The sequence below is a fragment of the Streptomyces sp. NPDC052020 genome (assembly GCF_040680575.1).
Lineage (GTDB): Bacteria > Actinomycetota > Actinomycetes > Streptomycetales > Streptomycetaceae > Streptomyces.
Window position 1 is genome coordinate 1 of the sequence record NZ_JBFAWY010000042.1, and the last position, 11,771, is coordinate 11,771.

At 70.4% G+C, this 11,771-nt stretch carries 9 protein-coding genes; 4 read left to right on the plus strand and 5 right to left on the minus strand.

The annotated features are described in order from the left end of the window. Together AB0L74_RS29935 and AB0L74_RS29940 are read right to left on the minus strand one after the other, a co-directional pair. Positions 1 to 265: transposase (locus AB0L74_RS29935; RefSeq protein WP_365659144.1), on the minus strand; the 265-nt coding region annotated here is incomplete at its 3' end. Between the two features lie 869 nt (positions 266 to 1,134). Next, complete coding sequence (locus AB0L74_RS29940; protein WP_365659147.1) at positions 1,135 to 2,241, minus strand: iron chelate uptake ABC transporter family permease subunit; 1,107 nt, start codon at positions 2,239 to 2,241, stop codon at positions 1,135 to 1,137. A gap of 129 nt (positions 2,242 to 2,370) precedes the next feature. Between AB0L74_RS29940 and AB0L74_RS29945 the strand changes: the two genes are divergently transcribed. After that, positions 2,371 to 2,781, plus strand: a complete 411-nt coding sequence (locus tag AB0L74_RS29945) for a cupin domain-containing protein (RefSeq protein WP_365659150.1) — start codon at positions 2,371 to 2,373, stop codon at positions 2,779 to 2,781. Positions 2,782 to 2,931: 150 nt separating this feature from the next. Here the strand turns inward: AB0L74_RS29945 and AB0L74_RS29950 are convergent, their stop codons facing one another. Together AB0L74_RS29950 and AB0L74_RS29955 are read right to left on the minus strand one after the other, a co-directional pair. Next, complete coding sequence (locus AB0L74_RS29950; RefSeq protein WP_365659153.1) at positions 2,932 to 4,602, minus strand: subtype B tannase; 1,671 nt, start codon at positions 4,600 to 4,602, stop codon at positions 2,932 to 2,934. Positions 4,603 to 4,805: 203 nt separating this feature from the next. Beyond that, a complete protein-coding gene (locus AB0L74_RS29955) occupies positions 4,806 to 6,830 on the minus strand; it encodes a hypothetical protein (protein ID WP_365659156.1) in 2,025 nt (674 codons plus the stop codon). A 180-nt stretch (positions 6,831 to 7,010) separates the two neighbouring features. On the opposite strand from AB0L74_RS29955, the gene AB0L74_RS29960 reads away from it, so the two are divergent. Continuing rightward, the gene (locus AB0L74_RS29960) at positions 7,011 to 7,709 is read left to right on the plus strand and encodes a GNAT family N-acetyltransferase (RefSeq protein WP_365659273.1); all 699 of its coding nucleotides are present in this window, start codon (positions 7,011 to 7,013) and stop codon (positions 7,707 to 7,709) included. Between the two features lie 335 nt (positions 7,710 to 8,044). Here the strand turns inward: AB0L74_RS29960 and AB0L74_RS29965 are convergent, their stop codons facing one another. Further along, the gene (locus AB0L74_RS29965) at positions 8,045 to 9,034 is read right to left on the minus strand and encodes an ROK family protein (protein WP_365659158.1); all 990 of its coding nucleotides are present in this window, start codon (positions 9,032 to 9,034) and stop codon (positions 8,045 to 8,047) included. 126 nt (positions 9,035 to 9,160) lie between these two features. Between AB0L74_RS29965 and AB0L74_RS29970 the strand changes: the two genes are divergently transcribed. After that, positions 9,161 to 10,798, plus strand: a complete 1,638-nt coding sequence (locus tag AB0L74_RS29970) for a subtype B tannase (protein ID WP_365659160.1) — start codon at positions 9,161 to 9,163, stop codon at positions 10,796 to 10,798. A gap of 317 nt (positions 10,799 to 11,115) precedes the next feature. Then, positions 11,116 to 11,769 (plus strand): GntR family transcriptional regulator, encoded by a 654-nt coding sequence (locus tag AB0L74_RS29975; protein ID WP_365659164.1) that lies wholly within the window; start codon positions 11,116 to 11,118, stop codon positions 11,767 to 11,769. The last annotated feature ends 2 nt before the right edge of the window (positions 11,770 to 11,771 follow it).

An 11,771-nucleotide genomic window follows, 5' to 3' on the forward strand; every position in this document is an offset into this window, starting at 1 on the left:
TCACCAGGTAGCGGGACAGCCCCAGGCCGAAGGTGCCGGTGCCCTCCACGCCGGCCCGGCCCACCGTCCCACGCTTGCGGGCCCACACGAGCAGCTGCCGATAGCCGGCCACCGTGGCCGGAAACGACTCGTTACCCAGGATCTTCCCCAGCGGGGAGGTCACGGCGGCGACATGCATCTCGCCGTGCGTGTCCACGCCCAGTACGACCTCTCTCCGCACGGGCGGGTCCGTGTTCGAGGAGGTGCTGCGCTGTCTGGTCGTCATGATGGTTCCCCTTCCACGTGGTGACGTGCTGGATGAATGGCACCGGCCTGCTCGGGCGGTCTGAACCGTGATGGCGCCTGAAACTCGGCAAGGCCCCTATTGGGACACGCCCTGTGGCTCGGTGGCAGGCAGCATCCCGCGACGACAGTCGACAGGTCTGTGACTGGACACTTCGGTCATAGATCTCACGAGTCAGATTTCCGCCTGGGACGGCACTGCACAACCGTCCCATCGATCCCGGTACAGTCCTGCCGCCCCACTGTGCGCGTGTCGGATCCCAGCGTAGAGGGCTGCGCTGACACACCAAGTTTCCCTGGGCCGATGGACCGGATCAGGCGTAGGAATTCCGTTGTAGCCGGTGCTGACCCGAGCGCTGCCGGCCATGAAAAGTCGGTCAGGAGTGGACGGTAGTCAACGCCGGTCAGAGTGCATCGAACGACAGCAGGGCACACAACTGGTAGAGCATCCGTGAATGGGACGGAAGTCACCATCGCGCATTCGAGAACTTTGTTTCCAGCTCCGCACGCCGGCGCCTCCGGGCTGATAGACGATCAAGACTGCTGCTCCGGACGGCGGCGTCGAGTGGTATGACCAGGCGCCCGCCGGCAGCGCTGCGCACGGATACCAGGTCAAGTCCGTCCACAACATCGACGAACTCATCCCTCAGGCGAAGAAGAGCGCCAAGACAGTCGATGAGAACATCGCGAACCGGAAGATTGTCCGGCTTGAGTTTCCTCGCCCCCTTCGACCTCTCCGACCCCACCCCGCGCCGATGCCCCGGGCGCAGTCGGCCAGCCGGTGCAGGAGGACGACGGCGGCCCGGTCCAGGGGCACGCCGGCCGGGGCGTCAAGCGGTCGACCGGTGACGGTTACTCGGGTAGGTGATGCCGGTGAGCGCGCCTTCGATCTCGCTCACTTCCGGGAAAACAGACCGCCGGGAGCGGAGGTGTGGGGATGCCGGCCCCGCAGCTCGTCGTGCCGCGCAGGTGAGCAGCTCCTCGGCGGTCGGCCTGCCCGTCACAGCCGCGATTCCCGACGCTCGCCGCGCACAACCACGCCAGGTAGACCCCGCCGGCCACGCCGGTCACCACACCGACCGGCAGCCGGGCCGAGCCGGTCACCCGCTGGGTGACCAGATCCGCGGCGGTCACCAGGAGTGCGCCCATCCACCCGGCGGACAGCACGTTCGGGCCCGCCGCCCGTGTCATCCTGCGGGCCAGCTGCGGGGCGGCCATCGCGACGAACGGAACGGGTCCGGCCGCGGCCACCGCCATGGCGGTGAGTCCCGTGCCCGCGCCGAGCAGCACCAGGCGGCTGCGCTCGGGCGGCACACCGAGCGCGGCGGCGGTGTCGTCGCCCATCTCCAGCATGGTCAGCCGCCGCCCGTACACCAGGACGACCGGTACGAGCACCACCAGCCCCAGCGCGGCGACGCGGACGTCGCTCCAGTCCCGGGCGTTGAGCGAGCCGACCGTCCAGGCGGCGGCCTGCGCGGCCTTGCCGATGTCGGCGCGCAGGTACAGGAAGCCGGTCGCCGCGCCCAGCACCGAGGAGGCCCCGATGCCGACGAGGACCAGCCGGTAGCCGTGCACCCCGCGCTTCCAGGCCAGCAGGTACACGATGACGTCGGGGCAGCCCAGCGGGTTGCGGGTGAGGGACTGGAAGACCGCACCCGCCATGCCCAGCCCGAAGCCGACCAGCGCGGCCACCAGGGCCTGCGGAAGGCGCAGGTCGAACACGACGAACCCGGCGCCCGGCGGGCCGTCGCCGGTGAGCGTGCTCAGCACCTCGGGCGGGGACAGCGCGTAGGTTCCGGTGCCGATGGCCGACACCATGGCGCACACCGTGAGCGCGCCGAGCAGCGCGCAGACCAGCAGGGCGCGGGTGTCGTAGCGCAGCAACCAGCGGCGGGTGCGCAGCAGCCCGCGCCGCACCTGCACGCGGGCCCGCGCGGGACCGTCCTGGAGGAGGCTCACAGCTGGGCCACCTTCCGCTGCCGTACAAGATGGATGAAGAGCAGTCCGCCGAGGAACGCGGTGACCGTGCGCGCCGGGGACGGCCTAACGTCGGTCGGCGCATCACGTCGGAGTGGAAGGAACCCCTGGATGACCACCATCGTCAAGGCCGCGTCCGTGCCCCTGCTCGACCGGGGCAGCGCGGTCGTCACGACACCGCTGATCACCACTCCGTCGGCGGGCGGGGAGAACCGCATCACCAGCGGTATAAGCGTGTACCCGGTGGGCTCCGGGGCGCCGCTGCACTCGCACAACTGCGACGAGCACGTGACGATCCTCGACGGTGAGGCGGAGGTGTGGGTGAACGGCGAGGTGACGAAGCTGGAGCGGTACGACACCACCTACATCCCCTCTCCGGTCCCCCACCTGTTCCGCAACGCGGGCGACACGCCGCTGCGGATCCTGTGGGTGTACTCCTCGGGCCATGTGACCCGGACCTTCACGAAGACCGGCAAGACGGTGGAACACCTGTCGGCCGAGGACCGGATGAGCCGCGACTGAGCCGGCGGGCCCACGCGGAGCCGTCCCGGCGATCGCCCCGTGAGGCGGCTCCGCCTTTCGTTCCGTACCAGGCGTTGCCCCGCACGGGGCGAACAAGACGACCCGGCCGCCCCGTCCCGGGACGGGGCGGCCGGTGACTGTTCGGGGCTCTTATGCGAGTGGGTCGCCGGCCTTCTGGACGACCCTGGCGATCCAGGCCATGGCCTCGGGCACGTCGTAGTTCCCGGCGTGCGGCTGGTTCCAGGCGAGCCGGTAGTCCAGGTCCTCGACCTCCTGGTCCGCGGCGAGTGCGCGGTCGAGGTTGACCGAGACGGTGAAGGCGGTGTCCCGGTCGCGGGTGCCGTGGCGGATGTACCAGTTCGGCGCGGTGTCGGCGCCGGTGCCGATGAAGTCCATCGGGTTGATGAGGTGGACCTGGTCGTCGACGGTGGTGCTCTTGCGCGCGGTGTACTGCTTCCAGGTCAGCCCGGTGTCGTCCGGACCGCTGCCGTCGCCGGGCACGTCGTTGTGGTTCCAGCTGAACTCGGTGTAGTTCATGTACGGCGCGGTCGGCGGGCCGAAGAGGTTGGTCTCGGTGCGGCTGGTGGTGTTCCCGTCGACGCCCACGGCGTCGAAGGCAGGGGTCGTCTTGAGTGCCGCCTGGGAGGCGACGAAGGCGAGGTACCTCTCCATGTCGACGGAGCGCACCGTGCGGGTGGCGGTGTCGACGTCGATCCAGTCGTTGACGTACGCCTTGGTGGTGCCCCCTGCCATGATCTGGAAGGTGCCGCCCAACGGCGGGATGGTGTGGGCGGGGTCCGCCTCCAGGTAGGTCTCGGCGGAGCGGGCGACTTCCCTCTCGATGGTGTCGAGCATGGTCGCGGCGGTGAGCCGGGAGCCGTCGGGGGTGCGCAGCCCGAGGCCCTTCTCGTAGGCCGCGAACCGGGACGCCATCTGCGCGGCTGCTCCGGGCGAGGGGTTCTGGCCGGTGGTCTCGCGGGTGCCGAGGACGTTGTAGAGCCACTCGTAAGCCGTGTCGGCGTTGCCGAGATCGGTGATCGGGCAGTAGGCGTTGACCGCGAAGACGTCGTCGCGCAGGGTGCTGCGCCCCTTGGCGTCGATGCCGGCGGCGCCGATCGCCGCGAGGTACGGGGTGTACTCCCCGCTGTTGCCGGAAGCGCCCAGGATCGATGCCAGCGCGCCGCCGCCACTGGTGCCGTTGACGACGATCCGCTCCGCGCTGCCGGGCATCTCGGTGTCGTTGAGACGCAGGTAGCGCACGGCGGCCTTGGCGTCGGCGACGGCCGCGGGAGCCTTGCCGGGGAACGAGCCGTCGGCACCGACCAGGCCGCGGCTGCGGCTGGCGACGTCGACGAAGACGTAACCCGCCTTCAGGGCGGCGCCGACGTTGCTCGTCGCACTGTTGTAGGAGGCGCCGGGGGTCACGCTCGCCCGCAGGTGACTGGCCATCCAGCCGCTGTTGTTCACCGCGAGGTAGACCGGCGCCCGCTGGTCGCCGAAGGCGCTGTCGGGGACGAACACGTTCATGCTCTGGTAGCCGCAGGCGGTGTCGGGGACGGTGGTGCTGCCCCCGCCGGGACCACCGGGCTGCTGCGCCGCTGCGGCGACCGGGTTCGCGACGTAGCAGATTTCCTTGTACCAGCGCACGTCCACCGGACGGCCGTCGACGGTGACGGTGATCGTCGTGTAGCCGGAGGAGCCGAAGGCGAGCGCCGCGTCCTGGGGGTCCGCGGCATGGCCACGGCTCTGCGTGGGGGCGGCCGTTGCGACGGAGGCCGGTACTGCGACGGACGTGAGGACGAGGGAACCCGCGAGCGCCATGCCTCTCAGGAGGCGTGTGCGGGTCAGGGGGCGTTCCTCCCGTAGGCTCGGCGGGTGGGCGAGTGCGTCTCGTCCGCAGGACGTGGTCAACCTCTGCATGGGTCTCCCCTCATCGAGCACCAGGTGCTTCGCGGATGCCTCGGGGTCGAGGCGTGACGCACGCTACAAGATTGTTGACAATATACACAGCATTATCGTGGACATTATCGCGCGTCGTGGTGGCGCAGCCACAGGACCAGGTGCCAGTCCTGGTCGTTGGCGAGGGGGTCGGTGGTGTGGGCGGCGCGTCCGTCGACGGTGGAGGGCATGACGAAGGCGCAGGTGGCCGAGCCGTCCTCGTGGTAGTTGGCCAGGTTGGCGCGGAAGATCGTCTCGGCGAGGCGGTCGGTGTCGGGGGTGCGCAGGGTGGCCGGGAGGCGCAGCAGGGCCGTGGCGGTCAGGGTGCTCCAGTAGTGGGGGAAGACGTCGCCCCAGAGCCGGTTCTCGCCGAACCAGTAGCCGTCCCAGTGTCGGATGGCGATGCCGTGCAGGCGTGCGTGAGGCTGGGGGCCGCCGAAGGCCAGCAGCCAGGGCAGCCGTTCCTGGATCGCGTCGTGGAAGAGGGTCTCGCCGGTCAGGGCGTAGGTGTCGCTGAGGAGGTCCAGCAGCGGAGCAACGATCGCCTGCTCGTAGTTGACCTCGTGAGCGGGCAGGTACCGGCCCATGCGCGCGAACCGCCGGGCGCTGTCGACCAGCAGGTCGCGCAGTCGGTCGGCGCGGGCGGTCTGGCCGGCGGCGTCCAGGCCGTGGCAGACGGCGGTCGTGGTCGGGGAGTCGTCGATGGACAGGTGGGTGGTGCCGCCCAGGTCGTAGCGGCGCTCGATGATGCGGGCGGCGCGCTCCAGATCCTCTTCCCGGCTGTGTGCCCGGTGCCGGTCGAGGAAGAAGCGGGCCAGCCAGGGCATGTCGTACAACCGCGGTTCCAGGTGCCTGGTCTGGGATCCGCGGCGCGGGGCGTCGGTCTCGTCGAGCAGGTGGCGCACGGCGAACCGGGACCAGCCGTCCAGCAGGGGGCCGGTCTGCTCCGGGTCGGCGAGGCCGCGGGCGGTGGCGGCCTGCAACAGCAGCGGCATGGCGATCCGCTCCGAGCCGTCGGACCAGTCCGACCAGCCGTTGGTGGCGCTGGTCAGTTTGGTCCTGGTGTTCACGGGGACGAAGGCATGGGCGAGCAGGCCGGGACGTTCCGTGGCCCGCTGGTGGCGGACGATGTAGGCGACGCGGCGGCGGACGACCTCCTCCGGCGGGAGGTGGAAGAGGACCTCGGTACGGGCGCCGTCGCCGATGTCCAGGGTGCGGGTGCCGTGCGCACACGCCTCGATGCGGTACCGGCCGTCCGCCTCCCGCTCCACCTTCACCTCCGGGTCCGGGCTGCTCACCGACGCCGCCTCCACGACGATCGGGGTCCCGGTCTCGGCGGCGTACGCGGAGAAGGCGGCCGGCGGCCGGGTGGCGGCGGTGAACTCGCCGGCCGAGTCGTACCAGCCCAGCTCCCAGGCCACCGCCGTCGACTCCCCCGGCCCCAGGTACAGCATCGGTTGCCCGCCGAACGCCTCGGGGTTGCGGGCGTGGTCGGTGACCTGGAGGACCAGGTGACCTCGGACGTCGGACAGCGACGCGTGGTTGCGGGACTCCACCGAGTACGCCCGCACCGCCCCCTCCCGCACGATCAGCCCCAGACAGCGGCCCTCGCCCGACATCGGCTGGGCCAGCACCCACGCCCATGTGCCCCCGGTGAAGACGTGCGCGTGCACGGCCCCCTCCAGCGCCGTCCGCGCGTCCCGGTACCAGTCGGCGAAGGGCGCCTGGATGCCCAGGCCGGTGACGGCTAGCGGCTCGTCAGCGGCGTTGACGACCGTGTAGCGCTCACGCAGCACCGCCCCCTCCACGGAACGCCGCACCTCCACCCTGACCCCGGGCAGCGGTGTGTGCACCGCCTCGACGGCGCCGCCCGCCACCCGCAGTTCCGACGGCGCGAGCCACCGGCCCGCGCCCCTGTCCGTCACCAGGTGCCCGGAGCCCCACTGGTGCTCCACCGAGTGCCAGGGCGCGGCGGCCTGGTCGAGCAGAAACCGCCGTACCGGCGCCCGGTCGTCCAGGAACTGCACCGGCGCGCCCGTCACCGGGTCGAGCACCGCACGTCCCGTGCCGAAGGGGAGCGACTGCGGACCCCTGACCTCGGTGGAAAGCACGTGGACACTCCTCGCATGTACGTGAGCTTGCTTGGGCGACAGCGGTCACATGAAAGCAACGCCACCCGGTCGGGTACAGGGACGCGAAACTTTTCGACCGCGGTCAACGACCGGGGGCGCCCGCGGCAGGTGACACCGGTCGGGCACTGCGTCCGCCACGGATGTGAGACTGCAGGAATGATGATCGACGTCTCGGTACTCGACGATCCGGTAGGGCAGTCGCTCGGCGGCCCGCACGCGCACCTCGCCCGACGGCTGGGCGGAGCCGCCACCTATCGCACCGACGTGGCGACCTTCTCCGCCGTGCCCGTCCAGCCGGAGGCGCGGGACTGGGCCGACCTCGCCGCGTTGCTCGGTCCGGGTGCCTTCGCCGACATGTTCAGCTGTCCGGCCTGCCCGCCGCCGGGTTGGGAGCCCGTCTTCAGCCTGGCGGGCCGACAATTGATCTGGTCCGGCGGCCCCCTTCCCGGCCGGCGCGGCGACGAGCCCGACAGCGACATGGTCGTACTGGGCGAGGACGACGTGCCCGAGATGCTCGACCTCGTCGCCCGGACCGAGCCGGGGCCCTTCTGGTCGCGCACCCACGAACTCGGCACCTACCTGGGCGTCAAGGTCGACGGCACCCTCGTGGCGATGGCCGGGGAACGCCTGCGGCCCCCGGGCTGGACGGAGATCAGCGCCGTCTGCACCGCCCCCGAGGCACGGGGCCAAGGCCACGCCGCCCGCTTGGTACGTACGCTCGCCGCACGCATCTTGGAGCGCGGCGACCGTCCTTTCCTGCATGTCGCCGAGGCGAACACCGGCGCCATCGCGCTGTACGAGCGCCTCGGCTTCAGAACGCGCAGGCAGATGACCTTCCGGGGCTTCCGAACCCCGTGAGGCTCGCCCCGGCGGTTTCGCGGACATGGCATGCCGACGACGGGGCAGCACGGGTCGCCGGCTGGGCCTTCTTCGGTTCCGGTCGGCATTACGCGGAGGCCCAGTGATGCTGCTGATTCGGTGGCGATGACGAAGACCACGGTGCCAGCCGGGGTCATCGGACGTCCGAGGTCAAGGCTGACGGCCTGGGCCGGTGCAGACCCATACCACGCCGAGCTTCGACAACCCGGAGCCCACCCTCAGGTAGGACATCACGTTCACGTCCGCCTATGACAAGACGGACGAGAGCCTCGGCGAGGGCATGTACCACGCAGCCGACCGCGACCTCACCGCCTTCACTTGCGTCGGCGCCCAGCGGACGGCGACAAAAAAGCAGGTCCTGAGCCACCTCCGACAACAGCACCCGCGCGGCCGCCGTCACGTTCCCTTCGGTACGGCGGCCGGGTCGGCGAGGATGTGTTCACGTCCGGCGGCGAGCGCACCGTGGAGGGCCGCGTCGGCACCGAGGTCCCGGGCGTGACGGCAGGGGAAAAGGCCGGGAAGGCGCCCCGGCGCGGGGCGAGGCGGGCGTCGATGCCGGGCCTCAACCAGGGCAGCCAGTCGGCGAGACGGCCACCGAGGACGACATGATCGGGGTCGGTCACTCCGGTGAGCGACTGAAGTGCGGCGCCCAGGGCGTGCCCGGCACGGTTCAGTGCGGCCAGAGCGACCGGCTCCCCTGCACGCAGGCGGTGGTCGAGTTCGGTGAGGGCGGCACTGGCCTGGTGAGGCGAAGCCGAACCGCCGAGGCCGGCCTCCTCCAGGACCGCGCGGGTGCTGACGTACGTGGTCAGGCAACCGGTCGCGCCGCACCGGCAGACCGGCCCGTCGAGAGAGACCGGGATGTGGCCGAGCTCCCCCGCCAGGCCGTGACTGCCGTGAAAGACACGGCCGTTGACGATCAACGCACCGGCCACTCCCGCGTCGGACTTCACGTACGCGACGGTGCCACCGCGCACGGCAAGGGCGTGATACTCGGCCAGGGCCGCGGCCTTGGCATCGTTGACCACGTCGACGGGGCACGTCACTCCGGGCAGCCGACCGGCGACAAGCCGGGCGAGGTGCGAGGCACTGCGCGCAGGGCCCGCCGCGTCCTGGGCCCTTTCGGTGACCGGTCCGGACAGGGCGATCACCAGGCGGCCATGGTGGGCCCCTGGCTCCGGTGGACCGACGGCGTCGACAGCGGAGGCGATGTCATCGGCCAGGGCCTCCACCGGTCCGAACGGGCCTCCCGAATTCGGTAGTTGCCGTGCCCGACCGGGTACGCCGGCCAGGTCGGACGTCATCACCGTGCTGTGCCCCCAGGCCACATGAACGGCTGTGGTCCGCACTCGCCCGGGCACGGAGTCGCACACTCGAAGTGAAGGCAACCCGTACGGACGGCGGCAGCCCGCCACGGCAAGGAGATGATCGTGAAGCACAGGGCAGTGAACCGCAGGAGCGTCGTCATAGGGCTCGGTGCGACCGCGGGGATCGCAGCCGTCGGCGGCATCGCTCTGACCGCACAGGCGGAGAACACGGGCGGCACCGACAACCAGGGGGCCTCGGTCAACGGCTCCCTGGTCTTCGACCAGGACGACTTCACGGAGAAGACAGAGTCGATCGCCGACGCGTCCGGCACCGAGCACTCGGTGACGTACCGCTTCTACAAGGCCCGCGACTACGTGACGAACCCGAGCGACTCCGACCACCAGAGCCTGGTCGTCAGCGTCCCGGTCAAGATCGACGGCAAGGCGGTCGACGCCTCGAACGCCCCCATCGTGCTCGCCAACGCGGTGGGGGCCTACATGCCCTCCACAGTGGCCGACGCCACCGGCGTGGGCCAGGCCAAGCTGGAGATGACCGGCATGGGCGGCGGTACGGGCGGCCCCGTGCCCAGCGGCAAGCCGTCAGGCGGCACGGGCGGCGGCATGGCGGGTGGCACGGGCGCCATCAACGGCATGGTGAATCTCGCGAAGCTGGCCCTGGTCGCCGGTTACGTCGTGGTGGAGCCCGGCACCCGCGGCCGCAGCCTGACCGACTCCTCCGGCACCTACTACGGCACCGCCCCCGCGGTGATCGTCGACCTGAAGGCCGCCGTACGCTACATCCGCGCCAACAAAGGCCGCATTGCGGGCAATGTCGAGCGGATCGTATCCACCGGCACCAGCGCGGGCGGCGCCTCCTCGGCCCTGCTCGGCGCCTCCGGCGACAGCAAGATCTACGAGCCGTACCTCAGGGAGGCCGGCGCGGCCGACGCCTCCGACGCGATCTTCGCGACCGGCGCCTGGTGTCCGATCACGGACCTGGAACATGCCGACGGCGCCTACGAGTGGAACTGGGGCACCCTGCCCACGCAGACCACCGGCAAGACCGTCGACCAGAGCGTGTCGAAGGAGCTCCGGGCACAGTTCGCCGAGTATCAGGCAGGCTTGAACCTACGCGGCCTCAAGGGCTCGCGCTTCGGCAAGATCACCGCCCGCAACTACGCCGACTACCTCCTGGAGCACTACCTCCAGCCGTCGGCGACGAAGTACCTCGCGACCCTGTCGGCTTCCGAGCGCGAGACATACCTGGCCAAGAACACGTTCATCACGTGGAAGAACAACCAGGCCGCCTTCACATGGGAGGGCTACCTCGCGCACGTGGCGCAGCGCAAGAAGACCCAGCCGGCCTTCGACGCGTTCGACCTGTCCGCCGGCGAGAACAACGAGTTCGGCAAGAGCACCACCAAGGCCCGTCACTTCACCGCCTACAGCGCAAGGAAGGACACCACCGGGCTCAGCAGCAAGCGGGTCGACAGCGACATCCCCGAGAAGCTCAAGCTGATGAACCCGATGTTCCACCTTCTCGAAGAGCGCAACCCGAACCGTTCCAAGCACTGGTGGATCCGGCTCGGCACATCCGACACCGACACAGCGCTGACAGTCGCCGCGAACCTCGCCATGGCCGTGGACAACCTCGGTGACGACGTCGACCACGCGTACTACTGGGACAAGGGCCATGCCACCAACGAGGACCCGGACGACTTCATCAAGTGGGTCGCCAAGGTGACAGGCTACAAGAGCTAGCCACCGACCCCGTCACACCGTACGCACGTTCCGCCGTTCCTGCCGGAGCCGACCGCCATGGGCGGCCTGAACACGCTGCGGCGATTGCGTCACTACCGAGGTGCAATCACCGCAGGGCAGTGAGCCGGTGGTGACGGCAGCAACGGCCGCTCCGCCCTCCCCCGTCGGCGACCTGACCCTTGACGGGGGCCATCGGGCGCACCGCCTGTGATATGCGCCGTGACCCGCCCGCCCCACCCGAAAAAGTGAGAACAGAATCGTTGACAATTCTGTTCGCCTAGATTTAGCGTCGACAGGCACTCACTCAGGGAGGGCAGATGCCGAAGGAAGCCCGTCCAGGCTCCGGAGAGCAGGCCAAGCAGTACGCGCTGGAGCGGCTCAGGAAGGCGATCCTGCGGGGCGAGATGGCGCCGGCCCAGCGGCTGGTGGAGAACGAGCTCGCCGAGAGTTACGGCGTCACGCGTGCCAGCGTGCGTGCCGCACTGCTGGATCTGACCTCCGAGGGGCTGGTCGAGCGGATCCGCAACCGCGGTTCCCGGGTGCGGGTGGTGACGGTCGAGGAGGCCGTGGAGATCACGGAGTGCCGGATGGCGCTCGAAGGGCTGTGCGCGGCCAAGGCGGCGACCGAGGCCACCGACGCGCAGCTCGACGAGCTGACCGGCCTGGGCAAGGCCATGTCCAAGGCGGTCTCCGACGGCGATCCGGTCACCTACTCCGAGCTCAACCACGACCTCCACGCCCTGATCCGGAACGCCTCCGGCCAGCACACGGCCGTCGGTCTCCTGGAGCGGCTCAACGCCCAGCTCGTGCGCCACCGCTTCCAGCTGGCGCTGCGGCCGGGCCGTCCGCAGCAGTCCCTGAGTGAGCACCTGGCCGTGATCGAAGCGATCCGGGCCAGGGACCCGCAAGCGGCCGAGACGGCCGTTCGCGCCCACCTCAGCAGCGTGATCGACGCCCTGCGCGCCGACTGAAA